The organism is Amycolatopsis sp. NPDC045836 (assembly GCF_056431745.1).
The window spans coordinates 1-26,868 of record NZ_JBWKKF010000026.1; the positions used below are offsets into that span (position 1 = coordinate 1).

The 26,868-nt window shown below is 71.3% G+C and carries 25 protein-coding genes; 13 read left to right on the forward strand and 12 right to left on the reverse strand.

All coding sequences use genetic code 11. From position 1 onward, the window contains the following. Nucleotides 1–195 precede the first annotated feature (195 nt). Entirely contained in the window at nucleotides 196–1,221 is a 1,026-nt protein-coding gene (locus tag AC07EG_RS34255; RefSeq protein WP_478257401.1) for an aldo/keto reductase, read from the reverse strand. Nucleotides 1,222–1,344: 123 nt separating this feature from the next. Here AC07EG_RS34255 and AC07EG_RS34260 point away from each other — a divergent pair, with 123 nt between their 5' ends. The 3 genes from AC07EG_RS34260 (at nucleotide 1,345) to AC07EG_RS34270 (ending at nucleotide 5,149) form a co-directional block, all read left to right on the forward strand. Then, entirely contained in the window at nucleotides 1,345–2,187 is an 843-nt protein-coding gene (locus AC07EG_RS34260; RefSeq protein WP_478257402.1) for a helix-turn-helix domain-containing protein, read from the forward strand. Continuing rightward, a complete protein-coding gene (gene pdxR / locus AC07EG_RS34265; RefSeq protein ID WP_478257403.1) occupies nucleotides 2,177–3,568 on the forward strand; it encodes a MocR-like pyridoxine biosynthesis transcription factor PdxR in 1,392 nt (463 codons plus the stop codon). Before AC07EG_RS34260 ends, pdxR begins: the two co-directional genes overlap by 11 nt. Before the next feature lie 69 nt (nucleotides 3,569–3,637). Then, nucleotides 3,638–5,149 carry an ATP-dependent DNA ligase gene (locus AC07EG_RS34270; RefSeq protein WP_478257404.1) on the forward strand — a complete coding sequence of 504 codons (1,512 nt, stop codon included), beginning with the start codon at nucleotides 3,638–3,640 and terminating at the stop codon, nucleotides 5,147–5,149. Nucleotides 5,150–5,153: 4 nt separating this feature from the next. Here the strand turns inward: AC07EG_RS34270 and AC07EG_RS34275 are convergent, their stop codons facing one another. Further along, nucleotides 5,154–6,113, reverse strand: a complete 960-nt coding sequence (locus AC07EG_RS34275; protein WP_478257405.1) for an ArsR/SmtB family transcription factor — start codon at nucleotides 6,111–6,113, stop codon at nucleotides 5,154–5,156. Between the two features lie 72 nt (nucleotides 6,114–6,185). Continuing rightward, nucleotides 6,186–7,403, reverse strand: coding sequence for an NADH:flavin oxidoreductase/NADH oxidase family protein (locus AC07EG_RS34280; RefSeq protein WP_478257406.1), 1,218 nt, complete (start codon nucleotides 7,401–7,403; stop codon nucleotides 6,186–6,188). Between the two features lie 73 nt (nucleotides 7,404–7,476). Between AC07EG_RS34280 and AC07EG_RS34285 the strand changes: the two genes are divergently transcribed. Further along, nucleotides 7,477–8,094, forward strand: a complete 618-nt coding sequence (locus tag AC07EG_RS34285; protein WP_478257407.1) for an MBL fold metallo-hydrolase — start codon at nucleotides 7,477–7,479, stop codon at nucleotides 8,092–8,094. Here the strand turns inward: AC07EG_RS34285 and AC07EG_RS34290 are convergent. Continuing rightward, entirely contained in the window at nucleotides 8,080–8,448 is a 369-nt protein-coding gene (locus AC07EG_RS34290; protein WP_478257408.1) for a YybH family protein, read from the reverse strand. The two genes, AC07EG_RS34285 and AC07EG_RS34290, sit on opposite strands and share 15 nt — an antisense overlap. Here AC07EG_RS34290 and AC07EG_RS34295 point away from each other — a divergent pair, their 5' ends adjacent. Both AC07EG_RS34295 and guaB1 read left to right on the forward strand, forming a co-directional pair. Continuing rightward, the gene (locus AC07EG_RS34295) at nucleotides 8,449–8,841 is read left to right on the forward strand and encodes a winged helix-turn-helix transcriptional regulator (protein WP_478257409.1); all 393 of its coding nucleotides are present in this window, start codon (nucleotides 8,449–8,451) and stop codon (nucleotides 8,839–8,841) included. Nucleotides 8,842–8,852: 11 nt separating this feature from the next. Then, a complete protein-coding gene (gene guaB1 / locus AC07EG_RS34300; protein WP_478257410.1) occupies nucleotides 8,853–10,292 on the forward strand; it encodes a GMP reductase in 1,440 nt (479 codons plus the stop codon). Nucleotides 10,293–10,330: 38 nt separating this feature from the next. On the opposite strand, the gene AC07EG_RS34305 is transcribed toward guaB1, so the two are convergent. Further along, nucleotides 10,331–11,617 (reverse strand): PhoH family protein, encoded by a 1,287-nt coding sequence (locus AC07EG_RS34305; protein ID WP_478257411.1) that lies wholly within the window; start codon nucleotides 11,615–11,617, stop codon nucleotides 10,331–10,333. A 535-nt stretch (nucleotides 11,618–12,152) separates the two neighbouring features. Next, a complete protein-coding gene (locus AC07EG_RS34310) occupies nucleotides 12,153–12,929 on the reverse strand; it encodes an isoprenyl transferase (protein ID WP_478257412.1) in 777 nt (258 codons plus the stop codon). A 78-nt stretch (nucleotides 12,930–13,007) separates the two neighbouring features. On the opposite strand from AC07EG_RS34310, the gene trhA reads away from it, so the two are divergent. Then, nucleotides 13,008–13,691, forward strand: a complete 684-nt coding sequence (gene trhA, locus AC07EG_RS34315) for a PAQR family membrane homeostasis protein TrhA (protein ID WP_478257413.1) — start codon at nucleotides 13,008–13,010, stop codon at nucleotides 13,689–13,691. Nucleotides 13,692–13,894: 203 nt separating this feature from the next. Further along, nucleotides 13,895–14,263 carry a DoxX family protein gene (locus AC07EG_RS34320; protein WP_478257414.1) on the forward strand — a complete coding sequence of 123 codons (369 nt, stop codon included), beginning with the start codon at nucleotides 13,895–13,897 and terminating at the stop codon, nucleotides 14,261–14,263. Here the strand turns inward: AC07EG_RS34320 and AC07EG_RS34325 are convergent. From AC07EG_RS34325 to AC07EG_RS34335, 3 genes are all read right to left on the reverse strand, one after another. Next, nucleotides 14,256–16,136: an acyl-CoA dehydrogenase family protein gene (locus AC07EG_RS34325; protein WP_478257415.1), complete on the reverse strand. Its 1,881-nt coding sequence runs from the start codon at nucleotides 16,134–16,136 to the stop codon at nucleotides 14,256–14,258. The two genes, AC07EG_RS34320 and AC07EG_RS34325, sit on opposite strands and share 8 nt — an antisense overlap. 83 nt (nucleotides 16,137–16,219) lie before the next feature. Then, nucleotides 16,220–16,777, reverse strand: coding sequence for a hypothetical protein (locus tag AC07EG_RS34330; RefSeq protein ID WP_478257416.1), 558 nt, complete (start codon nucleotides 16,775–16,777; stop codon nucleotides 16,220–16,222). A 71-nt stretch (nucleotides 16,778–16,848) separates the two neighbouring features. After that, a complete protein-coding gene (locus AC07EG_RS34335) occupies nucleotides 16,849–18,864 on the reverse strand; it encodes a thioredoxin domain-containing protein (RefSeq protein WP_478257417.1) in 2,016 nt (671 codons plus the stop codon). A 224-nt stretch (nucleotides 18,865–19,088) separates the two neighbouring features. Between AC07EG_RS34335 and AC07EG_RS34340 the strand changes: the two genes are divergently transcribed. Together AC07EG_RS34340 and AC07EG_RS34345 are read left to right on the forward strand one after the other, a co-directional pair. Further along, entirely contained in the window at nucleotides 19,089–20,447 is a 1,359-nt protein-coding gene (locus AC07EG_RS34340; protein ID WP_478257418.1) for a 3' terminal RNA ribose 2'-O-methyltransferase Hen1, read from the forward strand. Then, nucleotides 20,444–22,933 carry a polynucleotide kinase-phosphatase gene (locus tag AC07EG_RS34345; RefSeq protein WP_478257419.1) on the forward strand — a complete coding sequence of 830 codons (2,490 nt, stop codon included), beginning with the start codon at nucleotides 20,444–20,446 and terminating at the stop codon, nucleotides 22,931–22,933. The genes AC07EG_RS34340 and AC07EG_RS34345 overlap by 4 nt, the downstream gene beginning before the upstream one ends. Here AC07EG_RS34345 and AC07EG_RS34350 read toward each other — a convergent pair. Next, complete coding sequence (locus AC07EG_RS34350; protein WP_478257420.1) at nucleotides 22,930–23,268, reverse strand: hypothetical protein; 339 nt, start codon at nucleotides 23,266–23,268, stop codon at nucleotides 22,930–22,932. The genes AC07EG_RS34345 and AC07EG_RS34350 overlap by 4 nt on opposite strands. A gap of 12 nt (nucleotides 23,269–23,280) precedes the next feature. Further along, nucleotides 23,281–24,156, reverse strand: a complete 876-nt coding sequence (mca, locus tag AC07EG_RS34355; protein WP_478257421.1) for a mycothiol conjugate amidase Mca — start codon at nucleotides 24,154–24,156, stop codon at nucleotides 23,281–23,283. Between the two features lie 142 nt (nucleotides 24,157–24,298). On the opposite strand from mca, the gene AC07EG_RS34360 reads away from it, so the two are divergent. From AC07EG_RS34360 to AC07EG_RS34370, 3 genes are all read left to right on the forward strand, one after another. After that, nucleotides 24,299–24,730 (forward strand): DUF4307 domain-containing protein, encoded by a 432-nt coding sequence (locus tag AC07EG_RS34360; protein ID WP_478257422.1) that lies wholly within the window; start codon nucleotides 24,299–24,301, stop codon nucleotides 24,728–24,730. A gap of 199 nt (nucleotides 24,731–24,929) precedes the next feature. Next, complete coding sequence (gene greA / locus AC07EG_RS34365; RefSeq protein WP_478257423.1) at nucleotides 24,930–25,427, forward strand: transcription elongation factor GreA; 498 nt, start codon at nucleotides 24,930–24,932, stop codon at nucleotides 25,425–25,427. Between the two features lie 110 nt (nucleotides 25,428–25,537). Continuing rightward, on the forward strand, nucleotides 25,538–26,344 hold the full coding sequence (locus tag AC07EG_RS34370; RefSeq protein ID WP_478257424.1) for an MBL fold metallo-hydrolase: 807 nt from the start codon (nucleotides 25,538–25,540) through the stop codon (nucleotides 26,342–26,344). 1 nt (nucleotide 26,345) lies between these two features. Here AC07EG_RS34370 and AC07EG_RS34375 read toward each other — a convergent pair whose 3' ends face one another. After that, entirely contained in the window at nucleotides 26,346–26,825 is a 480-nt protein-coding gene (locus AC07EG_RS34375) for an Lrp/AsnC family transcriptional regulator (RefSeq protein ID WP_478257425.1), read from the reverse strand. Between the last annotated feature and the right edge of the window lie 43 nt (nucleotides 26,826–26,868).

Genomic DNA, 26,868 nt, shown 5'->3' on the forward strand with positions numbered 1-26,868 from the left:
CGGACGAGTTGGTGGTACTTCTCATCCTGCCGCCGAAAGACCCGTCCCCTGCGCTCAGGCCCCCTCAGCTGACACCAACGTCATGACCCGCAACATCTAGATGTGCCCGGCGGCATCGACTGCCAGAGGCACCGCTCTCGTGCTCCAAAAGGAGAGCGGTGCTCACTTGAGAGAGCATCGCTCTCCCCCAATGGCTCAGCGGCGGCGCAGGGACTTGTCTGCCAGAGCCGGTGGCGTGTAGTCCGCCTCCAGCCGGTTCAAGTCCGTCCCCGGAGGCACGATTTCGTCGATCCGGTCCAGCGTCGCCTCGTCCAACTGCAGGTCCACCCCGTCGAGCAGGTCCACCAGCTGCGCCGGAGTCCGCGGCCCGATGATCGCCGAGGTCACCCCCGGGTGCGCCCGCACGAAAGCCAGCGCCAGGTGCGACATCGGCCGCCCCAGGTCCGCCGCCAGCTTCCGCAGCTCCCCCAGCGCCGCGAACTTCACCGCGTTCCCCGCCAGCGACGGATCGAACTTGTGCGCCTGCAGCGAAACCCGCCCCTGCGTCAGGTCCACGTCCGAAGGCGAGCTGTACCGCCCCGACAACCACCCGCTCGCCAGCGGCGACCAGGTCAGCACCCCCAACCCGTACTTCTGCGCGGTCGGCAGCACCGCCGCCTCGACGGCCCGGTTGAAGATCGAGTACGGCGGCTGCTCGCTCCGGAACCGCACGTGCCCCCTCCTCTGGGCCACCCACTGCGCCTCGACGATCTGCTCCGCCGGGAACACCGAGTGCCCGATCGCCCGCACCTTCCCCGCCCGCACGAAATCCGACAACACCGACAGCGTCTCGTCGATGTCCGTGGTGTGGTCCGGCCGGTGGATCTGGTACAGGTCCAGGTAATCCGTGTCCAACCGCCGCAGGCTGCCCTCCAGGGCCCGCACCAGCCAACGCCGTGAATTGCCGGAGTGGTTCTCGTCCGGCCCCATCGGGAAGTGCGCCTTCGTCGCCAGCACCACGTCGTCGCGGCGGCCCTTCAGCGCCTTCCCGACGATCCGCTCGCTCTCCCCGTCCGAATACATGTCCGCGGTGTCGATGAGGTTGATCCCGCCGTCCAGCGCCGCGTGCAGCATGCGCACGCCTTCCTCGTGGTCCGGATTGCCCCAGGCCCCGAGCATCATCGCGCCGAACGCGTACTCGCTGACCGAAATCCCCGTGCCGCCCAGAATTCGCCTGCGCATCTCCAGTTCCCTTCTCGTCTGCTGGGCACGAGCCTGCCCACGCCGGACGACCCGGCCCAGGCCCGCCGCAACCTGGGTCTGCCAGTACCAGGCACCGCGCCCCGCGGCGGGGATACTGGACGCATGAGCGAAGCGACCGAACTCGGCGGGTTCCTCAAGGCGCGGCGCGCGGAACTGGACCCGGCCGACTTCGGCCTGCCCGCCGGGGTGAACCAGCGGCGGGTGACCGGCCTGCGCCGCGAGGAACTGGCGCAGCTCGCGGGCATCAGCGTCGACTACTACACGCGCCTCGAACAGGGCCGCGCGCGCAACGTGTCCGCCGCGATCCTCGACGCCGTCGCGCGGGCACTCCGCCTGAGCACCGACGAGGAGACCTACCTCCGCAACCTCGCCGCACCGAAGCGCCGGCGCGTCGCGAAGCCGTCCACGCCACGGGTTCGCCCCGAGCTCCAGCACCTGCTCGACGCCATGCAGGTGCCCGCCTTCGTCTTCGGCCGCTACCTCGACGTGCTGGCCTGGAACCGCCTCGGCAACGCGCTCTCGTTCGACCTCGAATCCATGGAACCCGAAGAACGCAGCATCCCGCGCTTGTTCTTCCTCGACGACAACGCCGCCGAATTCCACCCCCAGTGGGAAAAGGTGACCGGCGAAATAGTGGCGAACCTTCGTGCCGAAGCCGGGCGCCACCAGGACGACCCGAAGCTCGCGCAACTGGTCGGCGAGCTCTCCGTGCGCAGCGAGCACTTCCGGCAGTTGTGGGCCCGGCACCGCGTGCAGGACAAGGCCCACTGCACCAAACTCATCCGCAATCCGATCGTCGGCGACCTCGACCTCCGGTACGAAACCCTGCGGCTGCCCGACGAAGACCTCGCCGTGGTGACCTACACCGCGGCACCGGGCAGCGAATCCGAGCGCAGGCTGAACCTGCTGGCCTCCTGGGTGACCGAGGCGGCACGTGCCGGATAGCGCGCTCCGTGAGTTGCTGCTCCCGGCGATCGACGCGGGCGGGCGGCCGGGCAAGTCCGCCGAATCCGCCCTGCGCGAAGCGATCCGCTCGGGCAGGCTGCCAGCGCACACCCGGCTGCCGTCGAGCCGCGACCTCGCCGCGCAACTGGGCTTGGCCCGCGGCACGGTGATGGCGTTCTACGCGCAATTGGTCGCCGAAGGCTATTTGTTCGCCGAACGCGGTTCCGGCACCCGCGTGGCGCCGATCGGCAGCAACAAGAGAACACCCACGACCCCGGCCGACGAGAAACCCGTCTGGCGTTACGACCTCAAACCCGGCCTGCCCGCACTGGGCGCCTTCCCGCGGGCGGAATGGCTCGCCGCCGAACGGGAAGCCCTCAATTCCCTGCCCGACCGGGAACTCGGCTATCCCGACGCGGCGGGCCTGCCCGACCTGCGTGCCGAACTGGCCAGCTACCTCGGCCGCGTGCGCGCCCTGCCGACCTCGCCGGACGACGTGGTGGTCACCAGTGGTGCCGCCGAGGCGCTGTCGCTGCTGGCCACGGTGCTGCACCGGCGCGGCGACCGGCGGATCGCCGTGGAGGACCCGAGCCACCTCGGCCAGGCCGAACTGCTGGTCTCCCACGGTCTCGAACCGGTCGGGGTGCCGGTCGACGAGGACGGCATCGACATCGGCGAGCTGACCGAGCCCGGCTGCGGTTCGGTGCTGGTGACCGCCGCGCACCAGTTCCCGCTCGGCATGGCGCTGCACCCGGCACGGCGACGGGCGCTGCTGGCCTGGGCCGAGCGCACCGGCGGGCTGGTCATCGAGGACGACTACGACGCCGAACACCGCTACGACCGGCCGGCGCTCGGGGCCATCCGCGCGCTCGACCCGGCCCGCGTGGCCTACCTCGGCAGTGTGAGCAAGGTGCTCATCCCGGCGTTGCGGATCGGCTGGCTGGTGCTGCCGCCGGAGCTGCGGGACGAGGTCGTCCGGACCAAGCTGGTGCACGACCTCGGCTGCGCGCCGCTGCCACAGGCCGCGCTCGCGCGGATGCTGCGGTCCGGTGGGTACGACCGGCACCTCCGGCGCACCCGGCGCCTCTACCGGCAACGACGGGACGCGCTGCTCGACGCGCTCGCCGCCGCGCTGCCCGCCTGGCGTCCGGTGGGCATCGCGGCCGGGCTGCACGTGGTGGTCCGGTTGCCCGACGGCACGGACGACACCGAGGTGCACCGGGCGCTCGCGGCCCGCGGCATCCACGCGCCCGCGTTGTCGGGATACGCCCATTCGGCCGCCGGTCGCCCGTTCCCCGGCCTGGTGCTCGGGTACGCGGCTTCCGCACCGGACCGGCTGCGGGCGGCGGTGGCCGAAATGGCCGAGGTCACCGCTGGTTGAACCCCGGGCGTCGACCCGCGGTGGCGCACGGCTGAGCGAATTGTCGGGGGTCGGCCGCACAATGGACCGATGCTGCTCGCCGACGCCGTAGGGGCCTCCGCCGCGCTCAGCGCGACGCGATCTCGCAAGACGAAGATCGCCACGCTGGCCGAAGTGCTGCGCGCGGCCGAGCCGGACGAACTGGCGCCGGTGGTCGGTTTCCTCACCGGCCAGCTGGTGCAGGGCCGGATCGGCGTCGGCTGGCGCTCGCTCGCCGCGCTGGGCGTCACCCCGGCCGACGAACCGGTGCTGACCATCGCGGGGGTCGACCGGCGGCTCACCGAGATCGCCGAGTTCACCGGAGCCGGGTCCACCAAACCGCGCACCGAAGCACTGCGGGCGCTGTTCGGCAGCGCCACCGAAGCCGAGCAGCAGTTCCTGGTCCGGCTGATGACCGGTGAGCTGCGTCAGGGCGCGCTCGAGGGCGTGATGGTCGACGCCGTGGCGGCGGCCGCCGAGGTGCCCGCCGACGTGGTCCGCCGCGCGTTCATGCTGTCCGGCAGGCTGCCCGCCACGGCCGTGGCCGCGATGTCCGGCGGGGCCGAGGCGCTCGGCGAGTTCCGGCTGGAACTGGGCAGGCCGATCCGCCCGATGCTGGCCTCCCCGGCCGAATCGCTGGCCGACGCCGTCGCCGAGCACCCGAGCGCGCTGGTCGAGTACAAAATGGACGGTGCACGCATCCAGGTCCACCGCGACGGGGACGAGGTGCACGTCTACACCCGCACGCTGCGCGAGATCACCGCTTCGGTCACCGAACTGGTCGAGCTGGTGCGGGCGCTGCCGTGCGAGTCGGTGGTGCTCGACGGCGAGACGCTGGCGCTGACCGACGACGGCAGGCCGCGGCCGTTCCAGGAGACGATGAGCCGGTTCGGCAGCACCCGCGAGGAGCAGGTGCGGGCGCTGCTGCTGCGGCCGTACTTCTTCGACTGCCTGCACCTCGACGGGCAGGACCTGCTCGACGCCCCGCTGCGCGAGCGCAACGCCGCGCTGCGCGAGGTGGCCGGTGAGCACCTGATCCCGGGTGAGGTGGAACCCGCCGACCCGGCGCGGCTGCTCGGCGACGCGCTGGCCGCCGGGCACGAGGGCGTCGTGGTCAAGGACCTCGATTCGCCGTACGCGGCCGGCCGCCGCGGCAACGCCTGGCTCAAGGTCAAGCAGGTGCACACGCTCGACCTGGTGGTGATCGCCGCCGAGTGGGGCCACGGCCGCCGCACCGGCTTCCTGTCCAACCTGCACCTCGGCGCCCGCGATCCGGACGGCGGGCCGCCGATCATGGTCGGCAAGACGTTCAAGGGCCTGACCGACGAGCTGCTCACCTGGCAGACGGCGAAGTTCCAGGAACTGGAGCGCGAACGCGACGAGTGGACCGTCTACCTGCGACCGGAGCTGGTGGTGGAGATCGAGCTGGACGGCGCGCAGGTCAGCACCCGCTACCCGGGCGGGGTGGCGCTGCGCTTCGCCAGGGTGGTGCGGTACCGGCCGGACAAGGAGGCCGCCGACGCCGACACCATCGACGCCGTGCGGGCCACGCTGTCCGGCTGAACGCTCAGCCGGACAGCGCCCTGCCGAGTTCCGTCGGGCCGTGCAGCACCGAGTTGCCGAGGCGACGGCTGTAAAGCAGCCCGGCGTTGCGCAACACGGTCGCGTGCTGACTCGCCGACGCCGGGGAAACCCCCAGCTCACGCGCGATTTCGGTGGTGGTCCGCCCGCCCGGCGCGGCGACCACGCAGCTGAGCACCTGCTGCCGCGTCGGCCCGATCAACGCGGCGATCGCGCTCGCCTCCGACCGCGGTTCGGACCAGTCCGCCGCCACCGGGTACACCAGCACCGGCGGCAGCGCGGGGTCGCGCAACGTGGTCGGCCGGGCCAGGCAGAACGCCGAGGGCAGCAGCACCAGGCCGCGTTCGTCCAGCTCCAGGTCCTGCTCCACCGGGAAGTCGACTTCGAGCACCGGCGCCCGCCAGCGCGCGAACGGGGTGAAGGAGTCGAGCAGCCCTTCGACGCCCTGGTCGAGCAGGATCCGGTCGCGGACCAGCCGCTCGGCCTCGAACATCGCCCGCAGCTGCCGCGAAACCGGGGCGATCGCCACCTCGTGGAACCGCGTCATCGCCCCGGCCAGCGGCCCGAGACCGGTCTCGGCAACCCACTTCGTGTGCTCCCAGCGCTGGTCGCCGAGCAGCCGCAACTCCGCCTCGACCCGTTCGGCCGGGGTGTCCAGCAGCGTGCGCACCCCGTCGTCGAGCGTGGTCTCACCCCTGGTCGGGGTCAGGAAGTCCGGGAAGTACCCGCGCACCGGCAACACGGTCGCCAGCCGGTGCACCGCTTCGCGGCCGCCGGGCACGCGCGCCACCTGGGCACCGGCCCAGGTCCGCCAGCCCCCGAGCGAGGTCGACTTCTCCGCGGCGCGGAGCCGTTGCAGGCCGAGCGCCACGTTCCACAGTTCGTCGGGCCGCCGGGCCACGCGCACCCGGCCGAGATCGGCCGACGACAGATGAATCCGCAGCATGAGTGCGTCTCCTGTAGTTCGCAGGCCCGCTCACGGTAACCGGAACGGGGGCACGCACGCACGTGGCCGAACTCAGCCCCGGACCCGGCGGAAGGCGTTCAGCGGGTCGCTGATCCCGGCGTGCACCAGCGAACGCAGCGCCCCGCGCCGCACGTCGACCGGTTTGCCCGCGGCGATCCGGTGCATCTGCTGGGTGTGCCACTGGACCTCCAGCCAGCTGTCGGCCAGCCGGACCCCGGTCTTCGGGCACAGCCGCTCGGCGCTGACCTCCTCCCCGGCGAGCAACCGCGCCGGCAGGTCCGGGGCGACGGTCAGCGGGCGGCCGAGGCCGATCACGTCCAGCGCGCCGAAGCGCAGCGCGTCGGCCATGCCCTCGGCGGTGCTGAACCCGCCGGTGACCATCAGCGCCACGTCGGTGACCTGCCGGGCCTTGGCCGCATAGTCCAGGAAGTACGCCTCGCGCCGACTGGTGCTTTCCCTGGTCAGGCCCATCATCTCGGCACGCTCGTAGGTCCCGCCGGAGACCTCCAGCAGGTCGATCCCGGCTTCGCCCAGCTCCCGCACCACCGCCAGCGACTCCTCCTCGGTGAACCCGCCGCGCTGGAAGTCCGCGCTGTTCAGCTTCACCGACAGCGGCACGGAATCGCCGATCGCGCCCCGGATCGCGCGCACCACCTCCAGCAGGAAGCGGCTGCGCTGCCTGCCCCAGACGTCGGTGCGGCGGTTGGTCAGCGGCGAGAGGAACTGCGAGACCAGGTACCCGTGCGCGCCGTGCACCTGGACCCCGGCGAACCCCGCTTCGACGAAGGTGAGCGCGGTCAGCGCGAACCGGTCGACGATCGCCTCGATCTCGTCGCCGGTCAGCTCACGGGGCGGCAGGAACACCGAGCGGAGGCCGCGGGTCTCGAACGGCACGGCCGACGGCGCGACCGGCTGCCGCGAGAGGAACCGCGGGCTCTGCCTGCCGGGGTGGTTCAGCTGCACCCAGAGCTGGGCGTCGGTGCCGGTCACCGCGCCGGCCCAGGCGCGGTACTCCCCCGCGTCGGGTGCGGTGGGCAGGGCCACGTTCCGCGGTTCGCCGAGCGCCGACGGGTCGACCATCACGTTGCCGGTGCAGAGCAGGCCGCCACCGCCCCGTGCCCACGTCCGGTACAGCTCGACCAGTTCGGCCGACGGCCGGTTGCGGCGGTCGCCGAGTTGCTCGCTCAACGCCGACTTGGCGAGGCGGTGCGGCAGCTTCGCCCCGCACCGCAGGTCCAGGGGCTCGGCGAGGAGGTCGGCCGCGGTCATGCGGGCCATTTAACGGGACAGTAGATACCGCCAGTATTCGAAGGTGATCCCGATCACTGTTAGGGTCCGGCTCATGACGGCGATCGTGCAGAACGTGGTGACCTCCGGCGTGTTCGAACTCGACGGCGGCAGCTGGGACGTGGACAACAACGTCTGGCTGGTCGGCGACGACCAGGAGGTGCTGGTCATCGACGCCGCCCACGACGCCACCCTGATCGAAGAGGCGATCGGCGACCGCGAGCTGATCGCCATCGTCTGCACCCACGCGCACAACGACCACGTCAACGCCGCCCCGGAACTGGCCAGCCGCACCGGCGCGCCGATCCTGCTGCACCCGGAGGACCGCGTGCTCTGGGACCTGACCCACGCCGACCGCGCGCCGGACGGTGACCTCACCGACGGCCAGGAGCTGACCGTGGCGGGCACCAAGCTCAGGGTGATCCACACGCCCGGCCACGCCCCCGGCGCGGTCTGCCTCTACGCCGCCGACCTCGGCACGCTGTTCAGCGGCGACACCCTGTTCAACGGCGGCCCCGGCGCCACCGGACGGTCCCATTCGGACTACCCGACCATCAAGAAGTCCATCCGGGACAAGCTGTTCACCCTGCCCGAGGGCACCAGGGTGAACACCGGCCACGGCGAGGGCACCACCATCGGCGAGGAGAAGGCGGCTTCGTCAGGCTGGGACTGAGGTGCCGAACGGGTTGTCGATCACGTAGCGCCAGCACCCGTCGGCACCCCGGCGCGCCACGTCGGTCGCGGTGCCGCTGATGTCGTCGCCGACCGTCCAGTCGACGACGAGCAGCGCGAGGTCCCCGGCCACGACGACCCGGCGCGGGGCCACGGTGATCGGCAGGCCGAGGCGCTGGAACTCGTCGTTGGCCCGGCGCCGCTCGGCCCCGGTGACCACCGTGCCGTCGCGGCGCACGAACACCGCGTCCGGCTCGTAGACGGCTTCGACGAGGTCACCGTCACCGCTGTTGAAGGCTTCGGCGAAGACGAACGGGTGCTGGCGGGCTTCGGTGGTCAGGCGCAAACTTCTCATGTGCCCAGCGAAGCCCACGCCGACGTGAGTCACCAAACGGAAACCTACGACCCGGAACTCGTGCCGGACGCCCGCGGCCGGACCCGGCGGCCCGAACCGGACTGCCCCGTCGAGGTCGCGCTGGCCGCGATCTCCGGCCGCTGGACCACGCTCGTGCTGCGTGAGCTCATGGCGGGCCCGCGCTCCTTCGGCGAGCTGCGGGAAGCCCTGCCGACCCTGTCCGCGAAGGTGCTGAGCGAGCGCCTGAGCGCGCTGGCCGACCGCGGCCTCGCCGAACGCACCACGCTGGCCGGCTTCCCGCCCCGCACCAGCCACCGCCTGACCACCCGCGGTGAGCGGCTGCGTCCCCTGCTCATCGAGCTGTACCGGACCGGCACGGCCATCGCCGGGTAAATTGGGTCAACGTGCGTTTCATCGATGGCCACCGGCCCGCCCACGACCTGACCTACGACGACGTCTTCCTCGTCCCGAACCGCTCCGACGTGGAGTCCCGGTTCGACGTGGACCTGTCCACCGTGGACGGCACCGGTGCCACCCTCCCGGTGGTGGTGGCGAACATGACCGCCGTGGCCGGGCGCCGGATGGCCGAGACGGTGGCCCGCCGCGGTGGGCTGGTGGTGCTGCCCCAGGACGTCGACCCGGCAGCCGTTGCCGACATCACCGGCTGGGTCAAGAGCAGGCACGTCGTCTGGGACACCCCGCTGGTGCTGACCGGCGGGGACGCCGTCGCCGACGCGTTGAACCTGGTCGGCAAGCGGGCGCACGGCGCCGTGGTGGTGGTCGACGGCGACGGCCGCCCGGCCGGGGTGGTCACCGAGGCCGCCTGCCAGGGCGTGGACCGCTTCGCCCGGCTCTCGGAGATCGTCGAGCCCGCCGCGGTCACCGTGCCGCTGGACACCGCGCCGCGTGAGGTCTTCGAACGCCTCCACGAACACGGCGACGAGCTCGCGCTGGGCGTCGATGAGAACGGGCGGCTCGCGGGGGTGCTGACGCAGGTCGCGGCGCTGCGGGCGGAGATCTACACGCCCGCGCTGGACGCCTCCGGCAAGCTGCGCGTGGCCGCCGCCATCGGCGTCAACGGCGACGTGGCGGCCAAGGCGCGGGCGGTGCTCGACGGCGGCGTGGACGTGCTGGTGGTCGACACCGCGCACGGGCACCAGGAGAAGATGATCGCCGCGTTGAAGGCGGTCCGCTCGGTGTCGCCGGCGGTGCCCGTGGTCGCCGGGAACGTGGTCACCGCCGAGGGCACGCGCGACCTGATCGCCGCCGGTGCCGACGTGGTCAAGGTCGGGGTCGGCCCCGGCGCGATGTGCACCACCCGGATGGCCACCGGCGTCGGGCGCCCGCAGTTCTCCGCGGTCGCCGAATGCGCCGCGGCGGCCCGTGAACTGGGCAAGCACGTGTGGGCGGACGGCGGCGTGCGGCACCCGCGGGACGTCGCGCTCGCGCTGGCGGCCGGCGCGTCGGCGGCGATGGTCGGCTCGTGGTTCGCCGGCACCCACGAATCCCCCGGCGACCTGCGTCACGACGAGCAGGGACGGCCGTACAAGGAGTCGTTCGGCATGGCGTCGAAGCGGGCCGTCGGCGCGCGGACCCGGACCGACAACGTCTACGAGCGCGCCAAGAAGGGCCTGTTCGAGGAGGGCATCTCGTCCTCGCGCATGGCGCTGGACCCGACCCGGCCCGGCGTCGAGGACCTGCTCGACTCGATCGGCTCGGGCGTGCGCTCGGCGTGCACCTACGCGGGCGCCCGCACGCTGGAGGAGTTCCACGAGCGGGCCGTGCTCGGCATCCAGTCGGCCGCCGGGTTCGCCGAAGGCCGCCCGCTGCCCGCGGGTTGGTGAGACCGGGGAGGTGGCCCGTGAGCCACCTCCCCGCAGCCTCAGCGGTGGTCCTCCAGCATCTCGGTGACCAGCGCGGCGATCGGCGAGCGCTCCGACCGCGTCAGCGTGACGTGCGCGAACAGCGGGTGGCCCTTGAGCTTCTCGATCACCGCCGAGACGCCGTCGTGCCGCCCCACACGCAGGTTGTCGCGCTGGGCCACGTCGTGCGTGAGCACCACCCGCGACGCGGTGCCGAGCCGGGAGAGCACGGTCAGCAGCACGTTGCGCTCCAGCGACTGCGCCTCGTCGACGATCACGAAGGCGTCGTGCAGCGACCGGCCGCGGATGTGCGTGAGCGGCAGCACCTCCAGCATGCCGCGGTCGAACACCTCGTCCAGCACGTCCTGGCTGACCAGCGCGCCGAGGGTGTCGAACACCGCCTGCGCCCACGGCTGCATCTTCTCGCTCTCCGAGCCGGGCAGGTATCCGAGGTCCTGCCCGCCGACCGCGTAGACCGGCCGGAACACCACGACCTTGCGGTGCGCGCGGCGTTCCATCACCGACTCCAGCCCGGCGCACAACGCCAGCGCCGACTTGCCGGTACCGGCCCGGCCGCCGAGCGAGACGATGCCGATCTCGGGGTCGAGCAGCAGGTCGAGGGCGATCCGCTGCTCCGCGGACCGGCCGTGCAGCCCGAACGCCTCCTTGTCCCCGCGGACCAGCCGGATGCGTTTGTCCGGGGTGATCCGGCCCAGCGCGCTGGAACTGCCCGCGAGCAGCCGCAGCCCGGTGTGGCACGGCAGTTCGCCCAGCTCGTCGAGGCCGAACTCGGCCGGGGTGACCGGCCCGTCGTGGAACAACGCGTCGAGCACCGGCTGCTGCACGTCGACGTCGGCCATGCCGGTCCAGCCGGAGGGAGTGACCTCCTGCGCGCGGTACTCGTCGGCCACCAGCCCCACCGCACCCGCCTTGACCCGCAGCGGGATGTCCTTGGTCACCAGCGTCACCGCGTCCAGCTCGACCGCGAGGTTCAGCGCGCAGGCCAGGATGCGGTGGTCGTTGGAGTCCGTGCGGAAACCCGGCGGCAACACCGACTGGTCCGAGTGGTTCAGCTCGACGTGCAGCGTGCCGCCGCTTTCGCCGATCGGAACCGGGGCGTCCAGCCGGCCGTGGGTGCGCCGGAGGTCGTCCAGCAGGCGGAGGGACTCCCGCGCGAACCAGCCCAGTTCGGGGTGGTGGCGCTTGGCCTCCAGTTCGCTGATGACCACCAGCGGCAGGACCACGGCGTGCTCGGCGAACCTGGTCACGGCCCAGGGGTCGGACAGCAGGACCGAGGTGTCGAGCACATAGGTGTGCCGCGGGGATGCTGGGGATTCGAGAACTTTCTCAGTGCCGTCGGCACTGGTCGAAGAGCGGCCGGAGGCCTTTCGGGGCAAACGCTGCGCAGTCACGACGGCATCTCCCTCGTGGGCGTGGCACCACGCCCGCACTCGCTGGGCCGGGCACTGCCCCGGTTGGTCCGCTCCGGCTGAACGCTGCGCGTCAGCCTTCGCGGCCACGAGGGCCGGGTGCCGGCCCACTCGTGCGTATCACGAGCGGTTGGACCGCTCCTTCTACGACCGCCACGACCAGGGCCTCCCGTGATGGCCCGCAGGGGTCGCGGTCCATCACTTCGCAAGCTACCTGCGGATGGCGGTCACTGCAGGCAGCCAGCCAGGTGATTCGTCAAACCGTCACCTCACCGTCAGTCGCTGTCAACGAACAGCGAGTGAGGTCTTTTGCCTGGACGGCAGCCCCCGGCCGGGTGATCGTCCACTGTGTGGTCACTGTGGACGGCCGGAACCGGGAACCGCCCTCGCCCGATGGTGTTTTCGAGCGTGTTCAAGCGCCGAAGCGGCGGTGCCGCACCGCGTAGTCACGCAGCGCACGCAGGAAGTCCACCCGGCGGAAGGCGGGCCAGTACGCCTCGGTGAACCAGAACTCCGAGTGGGCGGACTGCCAGAGCAGGAAACCGGACAGCCGCTGCTCCCCCGAGGTTCGGATGATCAGGTCCGGGTCGGGCTGGCCGGAGGTGTACATGTGCTCGGAGATGTGGTCGACGTCCAGTATCTTCGCCAGTTCCCGGATCGAAGTGCCCTCGTCGGCGTGCTGGAGCAGCAGTTTGCGCACCGCGTCGGCGATCTCCTGGCGGCCGCCGTAGCCGACCGCGATGTTGACCTCCATGCCGGTGCGCCGGTCGGTGCGCTCGGCGGCGGCGGTCAGCCGCTGGGCGGTTCGCTCGGGCAGCAGGTCGAGCGCGCCGACCATGCGCAGGCGCCACGGCGTCTCCGGCCGGGCCAGTTCCTCGACCACGTCGGGGATGATTTCGAGCAGCGCCTCGACCTCTTCGGAGGTGCGGCTGAGGTTGTCGGTGGAGAGCAGCCACAGGGTGACCACCTCGACGTCGGCCTCGCGGCACCAGCTGAGGAAGTCGGCGATCTTCTTGGCCCCGACCCGGTGGCCGTCGCTGACGTCGGTGAAACCCGCCTCGCGCGCCCACCTGCGGTTGCCGTCGAGCATGATCGCGATGTGCCGGGGGTGCCTGCCCGCGGCCTGCTGGATGAGGCGCCGCGAGTACGCGCTGTACACGATGTCGGCCACGAATGATCGAACGCTCACGTCGGCACAGGGTACGCGGTGGTGGGGCGCGCCACGGATGCGCTGTCTTCCCGCCTACGGTCCCGTAACCTTGGTGGGGTGAGCCTTGCTACCGACACGCAACACCCGCCGAAGCCAGGCCCTGAAAGCCGCCCTCGCCTGCGCGGGCACATCCACTTCTGGTCGTTCTTCGTCTCGTTGGCCGCCGCGACCGCCCTGGTCGTCCTCGCCGCCACCACGGTCTCCGGCGTGGCCGCGCTGGCCACTTCGGTCTACGGCCTGACCGTGCTCGGCCTGTTCGGCGTGAGTGCGCTCTACCACCGCCGCATCTGGAGCCGGAAGGCGTACCAGTGGATGAAGCGGGCCGACCACTCGATGATCTTCCTGTTCATCGCGGGCACCTACACCCCGTTCACCCTGCTGGCCATGTCCAAGCCCACCGGCTACGTGATCCTGGCCATCGTCTGGGGCGGGGCGATCGCCGGTGTCGCACTGAAACTGCTGTGGCCGACGGCCCCGCGATGGCTGGGTGTGCCGATCTACATCGCCCTGGGCTGGGTCGCGATCTTCGTCCTGCCGGAACTGCTCGCCAGCGCCGGCGTCGCCGCCCTGGTCCTGCTGCTGGTCGGGGGCGCCTTCTACACCGCGGGCGCCATCTTCTACGCCGTCAAGTGGCCGAACCACTGGCCCCACGTCTTCGGCTACCACGAGTACTTCCACGCCTGCACGGTGCTGGCCGCCGCCTCCCACTACATCGCGATCTGGCTCGCCATGTACGCCTAGTGGCGTTCCTTCGGGCTTCGGCTCGAACTTGGGCGCGGCGTCGCGCGGAGAAGGCAATCGTGTGCGTTTCGCCTCAGGTTTGATCGGTGACCCGCATTGCCCGGGCTGGGCGACGCGGGTCACAGTCCTGAGCTGTCACAAGCTTCCGCACCTCGGCACCTGGTGGGCGTAACCGTCACCGAGGCGCCTGAGGAGAAGGAAGCATGGACATCGCGTTGTGGATCGTGGCTGGGGTGCTCGCCACCGCCTACTTCATCGGCGGGGCGTTCAAGTTGCTCACCCCGAAGCCCAAGATCGCGGCCAGCGGAGCGAGCGCGGCCTGGGTGAACGACTTCAGCGCGGGCAGCGTGAAGGCCATCGGCGCGCTCGAAGTGGCCGGGGCGCTCGGGCTCGTTCTGCCGCTGGCGCTGGGCATCGCCGAAGGGTTGACGCCGCTGGCGGCGGTGGGGCTGGCCGTCATCATGGTGGGCGCCGCGGTGGTGCGAGTTCGGCGGAGCGAATACAAACTGGTGCTCGCCGACGTCGTCTACCTGGCGCTGCTCGTCTTCGTGGCGTGGGGCAGGTTCAGCTAGCCAGCATGGGCGCCTGCAGGAACTGCGGAGGCACGGCGAAGCCGTCCACCAGGACGCGGGCGTGGGGGCGCAGCTCGGCGCACAGGGAGTTCACCGCGGACACCACGGCCTTCGAGCGCGCGGAGGTGAGGCGGCCGTGTTCCAGGAACCAGGCCCGGTCCGCTTCGATGTTGGCCAACGCATACAGGTCGCACAGGCGTTCCAGGAGGGCAGCGGCGGCCGGGTCGGTGCACCGCGCGATGGCGGCGACGAAGGCTTCCAGCACCAATCGGTCGACGTGCACGCGGCCCGCCCGCAGGACGTGGTCCTGCGCCTCGTTGAAGGCGTCGAACGGGTCGCCGTCTTCGACCGACTTGCGCAGCCGGCGGGCCACGCCGTCCAGTACGTGTTCTTCCCGGTCTTCGAACATCTTCAGGTGCCATTCCCGGTTGAACAGCACGTCCTCGTCGCTGGCGCTCGCCAGGCGTTCGACGACCTTGCGCGCCGAGGTCCGTTCGATGACGGTTCCCACGATCTGCTCCGCCACGAACTTGACCGTGGCGAACGGGCTCAGGTCGGCGAACTGGTCCTGGTAGCTGGTCAGCAGGCCCTTGGCGACCAGTTGCAGCAACACCGTGTTGTCGCCTTCGAAGGTGGTGAAGACATCGGTGTCCGCTTTCAGCGCGGGCAGCAGGTTCTCCGACAGGTAACCGGCGCCACCGCAGGCTTCCCTGGCCATCTGGATGGTGGCGGTGGCGTGCCACGTGGTCACCGCCTTGATGCCCGCGGCACGCGATTCCAACTCGCGTTGTTCCTGTTCCGGTGGGTCGATGCCGAGGTCGTGCAGGGTGGCGATCAACTCCTCCTGCGCGAAGTGCAGCGCATACGTCTTCGCCAGTGCGGGCAACAGCTTCCGCTGGTGGGCGCGGTAGTCCAGCAGCACGACCTCGTCGCCGCCCGGCTTGAAGAACTGGCGCCGCCGCTCGCCGTAGTGGACGGCGATGGCCAGCGCGCGCTTGGTGGCGTTGCCCGCGCTGCCCGCGACGCTGATCCGGCCGCGGATCAGCGTGCCCAGCATGGTGAAGAACCGCCGGTTGTCGCTTTCGATGGTGCTGGAGTACGAACCGTCCGGGGCCACGTCGGCGAAGCGGTTCAGCAGCGCTTCCCTCGGCACGCGCACCTTGTCGAACGACAACCGTCCATTGTCGACACCGTTCAGCCCGGCCTTCGTGCCGCAGTCCTCGATCCGCACCCCCGGCGCCGGCTTGCCGTCGACCCGGATCGGCACCAGGAAGGCGTGCACCCCACGGGACTCCCCGCCGGTGATCAGCTGCGCGAACACCACCGCCAGCTCACCGTCCCGCGCGGCGTTCCCGATGTACTCCTTGGTCGCCGACGCGTCCGGGGTGTCGATGACGAACTCGCCGTCGACGAAGGTCGCCGTGGTGCGCAGGTGCTGCACGTCGGAACCGTGCCCGTGCTCGGTCATCGCGAAGCAGCCGAGCAGGTCGAGGTCGGTGATGCGGCGCAGGTACTTCTCGTGGTGCCGCGCGGTGCCCAGCAACTGCACCGCCCCGCCGAACAACCCCCACTGCACCCCGGCCTTGACCATCAGCGACAGGTCGCCGAAGCCGAGCATCTCGAACGAAACCAGCGAGCCGCCGACGTCCCCGCCACCGCCGTACTCCGGGTCGTAGCCGAGGCCGGGCCGGTCGGTGCGCGCGAGCGCCCGCAACTGCTCCAGCACCTGCGCGCGGTGGCCCTCGGTGTCCAGGTCGGTCGGGTCGAGGAACTTCTCCTCCGCGATCTGCGCCCGCACGTCCCGCTTGAGCCCGGCCCACCGGCCGTCCAGCACCGCGGTCAGCGCTTCGGCATCCACTTCGAGGTCGGGCACGGCTCCTCCTGGGGCGACGGCGGACTACCTACTCACTAGTAGCCAGCCCGTCGCAGCGCCAAACGCAACGCGACCCGCATCACTCAACCGAGGTCCGGCCCCTTCGCCCGCAGGTCGTCCACCTTGGACATGGCGGCCCGCAGCTCGCCGAGCCAGCTCTCCGCGTGCTCGCCGACCAGCCGCACCGCCCACGCCAGCGCCTCCGACCGCGAACGCGCCACGCCGGAGTCGACCAGCGTGTCCAGCACCAGGCGTTCCGGCTGCCGCAACCGCGTCATCACCGGCGCGGAAACCGTGGTGAACAGCTCCTGCGAACCGCCGAGCCGCGCGCCCCACGACACCTTCCGCTGGTACCGGTGCTCGGCCTGCCGCGCGATCTCGATGCGCTCGTCCCGCGTCTCCTCGCGGAACCGGCTGATCCGGCCCGCTTCGGCCGCGCTGCGAGCCGCGTCGTCGTCGAACTCGCCTTCCACTGCGGGCAGCTCGCCGACCACCAGGATCTCCTCCCGGTCGACGGTGACCTGCGGCGTCCCGGTGAACCAGCCATCCGGCAGGCGGCCGGCGAACCACGCCGCCGCGTCGTCGGCGGGCGGTGCTTCGGTCTGCTGCCAGCCGCCCCGGCCGCGCCATCCCTTGCCCATCTCGGCCTCCTTGATTACATGATTACCCTGTTACAAACGCTACGCCGGCAATCACGCGAGGCCGAGCGAGTTCACTGACGGCGGACAGCCTCCCGAAGCTCTTCGACGCTGGTCACCGGGCGCTCGCAGACGTAACCGCGGCAGACGTACGCCGCCGCCTGGCCGTTCACCAGCGGCCGGTCGGCGAGCAGCGGCACCCCCTCGGCGTCGGGCACCCCGCCGAGCACGATGCCGCCGCCGTGCACCAGACGGGCGGCTTCGGCCACCAGCTCCGCGCGCGACACCGCATCCGGACCGGTCACCGCGACCTGCACCGGCCCCGCTCGCAACGCCTCGGCCACGCTCAGCCAATTCCCGGCGAACCGCGGGATCTGCGAGGACAACGCCCCCGTGCGGTGGATCGCCTGCTCAGCGGCGTCCCGGTACCTCGCCGCCACCTCCGGACCGGCCAGCGCCGAGGCCGTCAGCAACGCGCCCGCCAGCGCGGAGGCCCCCGACGGGCTGGCGTTGTCGCCGGGATCGGACGGCCGGTGGACCAGTTGCTCGGCGTCGTCGGCGGTGTCGTGGAAGGCGCCGGGCACCTCGGGATCGGCGAACCGGGTCAGCGCGACCTCCAGCAGTTCCATCGCCTCGGTCAGCCAGCGCGCCTCACCGGTCGCCTGGTGCAGCGCGAGCAGGCCGTCCGCCAGGCACGCGTAGTCCTCCAGCACACCGGCCGCCTCCCCGACCACGCCGTGCCGCGAACTGCGGCGCAGCCTGCCGTCGACCACGTGGGTGTCCACCAGGAAGCGCGCGGCCTCGGCGGCGGCGTCGACCCACCGCGTCCGGCCGAGCGCGACCCCCGCTTCGGCCAGCGCGGTGATCGCCAGGCCGTTCCAGGCGGCGATCACCTTGTCGTCCAGCCCCGGCTGCGGGCGGTCGCCGCGGGCCCGCAGCAGCGCCGAGCGGACACCGTTCCAGCGCGGTTCGTCATCGGGGTCGAGCGGTAGCCGGAGCGTGGACGCGCCACCTTCGAAGGTGCCCTTTTTGGTGACCACAAAAAGTTCCGCGGCCCATTCGGCGTCCTTCTCCCCCAGCACTTCGGTGAGCTGCTTGGGCGTCCAGACGTAGGTCAGGCCCTCGATGCCGTCGGTGTCGGCGTCGAGGGACGCGGCGAACCCGCCCTCCTCGGTGCGGAGGTCGCGCAGCAGGAACGCGGCGGTCTCGTCGGCGATCCGCTCGGCGAAGCCCGACCCGCTCCGCCGGGCCAGGTGGGCGTAGAGCCGCAGCAGCAAAGCGTTGTCGTACAACATCTTCTCGAAGTGGGGCACCACCCACTCGGCGTCCACCGAGTACCGCGCGAACCCGCCGGCGAGCTGGTCGTACAGCCCACCGCGGCCCATCGCGTGCGCTGCTCGTTCCACAATGGACAAGGCTTCGGCGGACCCGGTGCGTTCGTGGTGCCGCAGCAGGAATTCGAGCACCATGGACGGCGGGAACTTCGGCGCACCGCCGAACCCGCCGTTGGCCCGGTCCTCGTCCTCGGCCAGCTTGGCCGCCGCGCCCGCCAGCGCTTCGTCGTCCACAACGGACTCCTGGAGCGGGCTGGTGTTCTCGGTCAGGTGCGCCATGATCTGCCCGGCGCCCTCCCGCAGCTCGTCCGGCCGCTCGGTCCACGCCTCGGCCACCGCGACCAGCAGTTGCGGGAACGACGGCATACCGGGCCTTGGCCGCGGCGGGTAGTAGGTGCCGCAGTGGAACGGTTCGCCGTCCGGGGTGAGGAAGCAGGTCATCGGCCAGCCGCCCTGGCCGGTCATCGCCTGCGTGGCGGTCATGTACACCGCGTCGATGTCCGGGCGTTCCTCGCGGTCGACCTTGATGTTGACGAAGTGCGCGTTCATCAGCGCCGCGGTGCCCTCGTCTTCGAAGGACTCGTGGGCCATCACGTGGCACCAGTGGCAGGCGGCGTACCCGACCGACAGCAGGATCGGCACGTTGCGGCGCCGGGCCTCGGCGAGCGCCTCCTGGCCCCACGGCCACCAGTCGACCGGGTTGTCCGCGTGCTGGAGCAGGTACGGGCTGGTCGCTGCGGCGAGTCGGTTCGGCATTGCCTCAGAGTTCCAGAGAAGAGGGCACCGCGCAGCGGCTCAGTCGAGGGTGGTGGCGGGCAGACGGGCGGGCAAAGAGCGCCGCGCAGCGGCTCAGTCGAGGGTGGTGGCGGGCAGACGGGCGGGCAAAGAGCGCCGCGCAGCGGCTCAGTTGAGGGTGGTGGCGGGCAGGCGGGCGGGCAAAACCAGATGTGCCGGACTCGGCCCCACGGCACACTGTCCCGGTGTTGCTGACCATCTCCACCACCCACCGACCGGCCACCGACCTCGGTTTCCTCCTGCACAAGCATCCGGAGCGCGCGCAGTCGTTCCCGCTCTCGGCCGGCACCGCCCACGTGTTCTACCCGCGAGCCACCGAGGCCGAGTGCACGGTGGCGCTGCTGGCGGAGATCGACCCGATCGCGCTGGTGCGCGGCGGCGGCACGACGCTGACCCAGTACGTGAACGACCGCCCGTACGCGGCGGGCTCACAGCTGGCCGTGGCCCTGCGCACGGTGTTCACCACCGCGATGACCGGCCGCTGCGACGCGCGCCCGGAGCTGGCCCGGCAGCCGATCCCGCTGCTGGTGCGCGTGCCGTCGCTGTGCTCGCGCGGTGGGATCGAGCTGGTCCGGCGGTTCTTCGAACCCCTCGGCTGGCAGGTCGAGGGCGGTGCGGTGCCGCTCGACCCGGCGTTCCCCGGCTGGGCCGAGTCGCGGTACGTGGACGTGGCGCTGACCGGGGAGCTGCGGCTCGCGGACGCCCTGCGCCAGTTGTACGTGCTGCTGCCCGCGCTGGACGGCACCAAGCACTACTGGGTCGGCCAGGACGAGGCCGACAAGCTGCTGCGGGCCGGGGACGGCTGGCTCGCCACGCACCCCGAGCGCGAAGTGATCACCCAGCGGTACCTGGAACACCGTCGTGCGTACGTGAACTACGCCCTGGAACGGCTGGGCGTGGAGGACGAGCGTGAAGAACTCCGCGTGGAGCGTTCCGAGTCGCTGGCCAAGCAGCGCCAGGGCAGCGTGCTGGCGGCGCTGCGGGCGGCCGGGGCGCAGCGCGTGCTCGACCTCGGCTGCGGTGGTGGTGCCCTGCTGCGGGTGCTGATGAACGAGCCGTCGTTCACCGAGCTCGTCGGCGTCGACGTCTCGGCGAAGGCGCTCGACCTGGCCGAACGGCGGCTCAAGCTGGACCGCCTGCCGGACCGGCAGCGCGACCGGATCAGGCTGCGCCAGTCCGCGCTGACCTACGCCGACCCGTCGCTGGCCGGGTACGACGCCGCCGTGCTGATGGAGGTCATCGAGCACGTCGACGAGGAGCGCCTGCCCGCGCTGGAGCACGCCGTCTTCGGCGTGGCCCGGCCACGCACCGTCATCGTGACCACCCCCAACTCGGAGTACAACGTGCGGTTCGAATCCCTGCCCGCCGGCGCCTTCCGGCACACCGACCACCGGTTCGAGTGGACGCGCGACCAGTTCACCCGGTGGGCCGCCGAGGTCGCCGGGCGCAACGGTTACGTGGTGCGGCAGTTGCCGGTCGGGCCGGAGGACCCGGAGGTCGGCGCGCCGACGCAGCTCGCGGTGTTCACGGAGGTGACGGCGTGAAGCTGACCATTCCCGACATGTCGCTGGTGGCGCTGGTCGGCGTGTCCGGCTCGGGCAAGTCGACCTTCGCCCGCACGCACTTCGCGCCGACGCAGGTGCTCTCCAGCGACTTCTTCCGCGGCCTGGTCTCCGACGACGAGAACGACCAGGCGGCCAGCGCCGACGCCTTCGCCGCACTGCACTTCGTCGCGGGCAAGCGGCTCGCGGCCGGGCGGCTGACCGTCGTCGACGCGACCAACGTGCAGCGCAGTTCGCGTGCGGACCTGGTGAAGCTGGCCAAGGAGCACGACGTGCTGCCCACGGCCATCGTGTTCGACCTGCCCGAGTCGCTGTGCGTGACCCGCACCGAGGCGCGCCCGGACCGGGACTTCGGCGCGCACGTGATCCGGCGCCAGCGCGGTGAGCTGAAGCGGTCGCTGAAGCACCTGCAGAAGGAGGGCTTCCGGCGGGTGCACGTGCTGCGCTCGGTGGACGAGGTCGAAGCCGCCGAGATCGTGGTCGAGCCGCTGATGAACGACCGGCGCGACCTCACCGGGCCGTTCGACGTGATCGGTGACGTGCACGGCTGCCGCGAGGAACTGGAGGAGCTGCTCGGCGAACTCGGTTACGTCCACGACGGCGCCTACCACCACCCCGGCGGCCGCACCGCGGTGTTCGTCGGTGACCTGGTCGACCGCGGCCCGGACACGCCCGGCGTGCTCGAACTGGTGATGGCCATGGTCGAACGCGGCAGCGCGCTGTCGGTGTGCGGGAACCACGAGCAGAAGCTGGTGCGGGCGCTGCGGGGCAAGAAGGTGCAGGTCACGCACGGGCTGGCCGAATCGCTCGACCAGCTCGGCACGCGGGACGAGGCGTTCCGGGCCAAGGCGCTGGAGTTCTGCGACGGGCTGATCGCGCACTACGTGCTCGACGGCGGCAAGCTGGTCGTCGCGCACGCGGGGTTGCCCGAGCGGTTCCACGGCCGCGCGTCCGGGCGGGTGCGCAGCACGGCGTTGTTCGGCGAGACCACCGGGGAGACCGACGAGTTCGGGTTGCCGGTGCGCTACCCGTGGGCCCGCGACTACCGCGGCACCGCGACCGTCCTGTACGGACACACGCCGACACCGGACGCCGAGTGGGTCAACGGCACGATGTGCCTGGACACCGGCTGCGTGTTCGGCGGAAAGCTGACCGCGCTGCGGTACCCGGAACGGGAAGTCGTCTCGGTGCCCGCCAAGAAGGTCTGGTACGAACCGGTGCGCCCGCTGGGCCCGGCCACGCGCGAGCCGACCGTGCTCGAACTGGCCGACGTCACCGGCAAGCGCATCCTGGAAACGCGGTACCACGGGCGGGTCGGGGTGTCGGCGGAGCAGTCGGCCGCCGCGCTGGAGGTGATGAGCCGGTTCGCCATCGACCCCCGGTGGCTGCTCTACCTGCCCCCGACCATGGCCCCGAGCGCCACCTCCGACCGCGACGGGTACCTCGAACACCCCGAGCAGGCGTTCGCCGAGTTCCGGGCGGCGGGCGTGCAGTCGGTGGTGTGCCAGGAGAAGCACATGGGCTCGCGGGCCGTGGTGCTGGTCTGCCGGGATTCCGGGGTGGCCCCGGCGCGCTTCGGCATCGAAGGCGACGGCGCGGTGTACACGCGCACCGGCCGTCCGTTCTTCTCCGACGACGCGTTCCTCGGCCGGGTGCGCGAAGCGGTGACGTCGGCCGGGTTGTGGGACGAACTCGGCACGGACTGGCTGCTGCTCGACGCCGAGCTGATGCCGTGGAGCCTCAAGGCCGGGGCGCTGATCGCCGGCCAGTACGCCTCGGTGGGCGCGGCGGCGCAGGCCGTGCTGCCCACCGCGGTCGCCGAACTGGAGGCCGCCGCCGGACGCGGGATCGACGTGGGCCCCCTGCTGGAGCGCACGCGGTCACGGGCTTCGGCGGTCGAGCACTACCGGGCGGCCTACCGGCGCTACTGCTGGCCGACCGAGGGCCTGTCCGGGGTGCGGCTGGCGCCGTTCCAGGTGCTGGCCTCGGCGGGTGCGGCGCACCACACGAAGCCGCACGCCTGGCACCTCGACCTGGTGGCGCGGCTGGCGGCGGCCGATCCGGACCTGGTCGCGGTCACCCGGACGCGGTTCGTCGACACCACCGACGCCGAGGAACTGGCGTCGGCCACGCGGTGGTGGCTCGGGCTGACCGAAGCCGGTGGTGAAGGGATGGTGGTCAAGCCGGCCGCGAACCTCACGCGGGGTACCCGCGGGCTGGTGCAGCCGGGGGTCAAGGTGCGCGGGCGGGAGTACCTGCGGATCATCTACGGGCCCGAGTACCTCGACCACCTGCCCCAGCTGCGCAGCCGCGGACTGGGCCGCAAGCGGGCGCTGGCGCTGCGCGAGTACGCGCTCGGACTGGAGGCGCTGGACCGGGTGGCGCGGGGCGAGCCGCTCTGGCGCGTGCACGAATGCGTGTTCGCGGTGCTCGCGCTGGAGTCGGAGCCGGTGGACCCGCGGCTCTAACCGGAGTGCTTGACGTCCTCGGGCTTGGCCTCGGCGGGCTTCTCCTCGCTCGCCGGGGCTGCCGGGGCCTCCGGGCCTTCCGGGTCCTTCAAGGCCGGCGGGGCCTTCGGCGCCGGTTCGTCGAAGCTGGCCGGCACCCGCTTGAGGTGCTTGGTCATCGAGCGGACCAGCAGCACCACGGCGATCAGGAACAGGATCAGCACCAGCAGGCCGACGGGCGAGGACTTGCCGAAGTCCTCGCCCTGCCCGCCGTTGTCGCCGTTGCCGGGCTGCTGGGCCAGCACCGCGGTGGCGGTGACCGGCACCACGGCCAGGTCCGGCAGTACAAAACTCATGGGCTCACCTTCTCAGAGCTTGGCGGGTCGTCCTTCGTCCGCCCCCACGATGCCCGCGAACAGATCGTCCTCCGGAACCGTGCTGTCCACCAGCGACCGGACCAGCTCGTACTCCTCGGTCGGCCACAGCTCGCGCTGGATCTCCAGCGGGGTGGCGAACCAGCGGCTGTCCGGGTCGATCTGGGTGGCGTGCGCCTTGAGGGCTTCGTCACGCTGCTCGAAGTAGTCACCGCACTCGACGCGGGTGGTCACCCGCTCCATCACGTCCGGCTTGTCGTCGCTCCAGCGCTTGAGCCACTCCTCGTACGGCGACTCCATGCCCGCCTTGAGCAGGGCCTCGTGCATCGCCGTCATGCGGGCGCGGGAGAAGCCGTGCACGTAGTACAGCTTCAGCGGCTGCCACGGGTCGCCCGTGCCCGGGTACTTGTCCGGATCGCCTGCCGCGTCGAAGGCGGCCATGGAGATCTCGTGCGTGCGGATGTGGTCCGGGTGCGGGTACCCGCCGTTCTCGTCGTAGGTGATGATCACGTGCGGGCGGAAGTCGCGGATGGCCTCGACCAGCGGACCGGTCGACTCCTCGATCGGCACCGTGGCGAAGCAGCCCTCCGGCAGCGGGGGCAGCGGGTCCCCCTCCGGCAGGCCCGAGTCGACGAAACCGAGCCACCGGTGCTGCACGCCGAGGATCTTCGCCGCGCGCGCCATCTCCTCGCGGCGGATCTCGGTCATGTTCTCCAGCACCTCGGGCCGGTCCATCGCCGGGTTGAGGATGCTGCCCGCCTCTCCCCCGGTGCAGGTCACCACCATGACCTCGTGCCCCTCGGCGACGTAGCGCGCCATGGTGGCCGCGCCCTTGCTGGACTCGTCGTCCGGGTGGGCGTGCACCGCCATCAGCCGAAGCCCCATAACCGGCATGTCCCTTCTCTGCGTTGACCCCACGTCAAGCCCCCAGACGGCCAACGCGGATACTCGACTCAGCTATTCCCCTCCCCATTGTCCCCGTTGCACCGACAAGACGGCCCGGAGGCCCGGTTTGCCCACCGAAACACCCGCTCGGCCGCTCGAGGACCGCTACGGCAGGGCACCGCGGCGGACCCCGAAGCGGTGGCGCACGTGGGCGCTGAGCGCGGCGAGCCTGCTGGTCGGGACCGCCGTGGCGGTGCTGGCCTACGCCAACCTCGGCACCGCGCCGATCGAGGGCGAGCGCCGGTTGTTCACCGAGCTGCCCGGGAACGCGATGGAGATCACCGTCGACGTCACCAGGGACGAGCCCCAGCGACCCGGCGTCTGCATCGTGCGGGTCCGGGACCTCACCGGGGCCGAAAGCGGGCGGCGGGAAGTGCTGGTGCCACCGGGGGAAAGCAGCACCGCGGTGAAAGCGGTGATCAAAAGCAGCGGGCGCCCGGTGACCGCCGATGTTTTCGGCTGCTCGTACGAGGTACCCCAATATTTGTCAACCCCATAGCGGCCAACGGGGTGAACAGGGCGGTCAACGCCCGTTCAACGGCCTTTCGAGCGGTCTCGGCACCGCTCGTCGTGTTATGCTGATCTACCGGCACGGCCCAAGACGGGCCGTGTTTTTCCTTTATCTCTGCCTCGCCGGCGAGCCACGCCGGTCGAGGTGGCCGGCTTGTATACCCAAGACCGGCAGGCCCGACGAGGAGATGGTGACCGTGAGCGACACCCAGGTGACCTGGCTGACCCAGGATGCCTACGACAGGCTCAAGCACGAGCTCGACGAACTCATCGAGAATCGTCCGGTCATCGCCGCGAAGATCAACGACAGCCGGGAAGAGGGCGACCTCAAGGAGAACGGCGGGTACCACGCCGCTCGCGAGGAGCAGGCCCACCAGGAGTCCCGCATCCGCCACCTGCAGGAGCTGCTGCGCGCGGCCAAGGTGGGCGAGGCCCCGGCCAACGACGGTGTCGCGGAGCCCGGCAAGATTCTCACCGTGCGTTACGACGGCGACGACGAGGACGAGAAGTTCCTGCTCGCCACCCGCGAAGAAGGCGCCGAGGGCGCCCTCGACGTGTACTCCCCGGAGTCCCCGCTCGGCCGCGCCCTGCTCGGCGCGAAGGAGGGCGAGGCCCGCGAGTACGAGTTGCCCAACGGCAATACCCAGAAGGTGACCCTGGTCAAGGCGGTGCCCTACACCGGCTGACCCGCCGCGCCTCCCCGGACCTGAAAAATGCACGCCCGGCCGTGAGCTATGCCCATGGCCGGGCGCGCATGTTTCCGGCTAGCTTCGAAGCAAAGCTTTGGGAGGCAGTTTTGAGCGACTTACCAGTTTGCGGGACCTGCGGGACCCAGTACGCGACGCCACAGACGGAATGCCAGATCTGCGAGGACGAACGCCAGTACGTCCCCCAATCCGGCCAGACCTGGACCTCTCTCGCCGCCATGCGCGCCGGTGGGCAGTATTCGGCGCGCATCGAACACCCGGGCGAAGGGCTGATCGAAATCGGCACCGAGCCCCGGTTCGGCATCGGCCAGCGCGCGCTGCTGGTCCAGGCCGCCTCGGGCAACTTCCTCTGGGACTGCGTGACCTACCTCGACGACGAGATCGTCGCGGCGGTCGAGGCGGTGGGCGGCATCACCGGCCTGGCGATCAGCCACCCGCACTACTACTCGACCATGGTGGAGTGGGCCAAGACCTTCGACGTGCCGATCCACCTGCACGAGAAGGACCAGGCGTGGATCGGGCGCACCGACGACTCGATCGAGCTGTGGAGCGGCGAGAGCAAGCAGATCGCCGACGACCTCACGCTGATCAACCTCGGCGTGCACTTCGCCGGCAGCACCGTGCTCCACTGGCGCGACGGCGCCGAGGGCAAGGGCGCGCTGCTCACCGGCGACATCGTGCAGGTCATCCCCGACCGCAAGTTCGTCGGCTTCATGTACAGCTACCCCAACCTGATCCCGGAGCGGCCGAGCATCGTCAAGCGCGCCGCCGAGATCCTCGAGCCGTACCGGTTCGAGAAGCTGCACGGCGCCTGGTGGAACTCCTCCATCAACGCCGACGCGCACGGCATCGTGCAGCGGTCGGCGAAGCGCTACCTCGAGCACGCCCGCGACTGAGCTACGCCCCTCGCGCGGTGCGTTCCAGCAGGGGGCGCACCCGCGGGGGAACGGGCGTGGACAACGCGATCGAGGTGGAGGTCCGCAGCACGTCCGGCACGCCGACCACCTCGTCGATCACCCGTTGCAGGTCGTCGTTGTCGCGGGCCACCATGCGGACGAACAGGTCGCCCTGGCCGGTGGTCGCGTGCACCTCGCACACCTCGTCGATGGCGGCCAGCGCCGCCGCCACCTCGGTCCGGCGGCCCTGGGCGATCTCCAGCCAGGCGAACGCGGTCAGGCCGTAGCCCATCGCGCCGAGGTCCAGTTCCGGCGGGAAGCCGCCGAGCACGCCCTTCGCCGCCAGCCGGTCCAGCCTGGCCTGCACGGTGCCGCGGGCCACCCCGAGCCGGCGCGCGCATTCGAGCACCCCGAGGCGCGGGGCATCGGTGAGCAGCAGGAGCAGGCGCGCGTCGAGGTCGTCGAGGGCGTCTTCGGGCATCGGCGATCTCCCCTGCGCAGGTTGTCCACTCTGACCGGCAGTC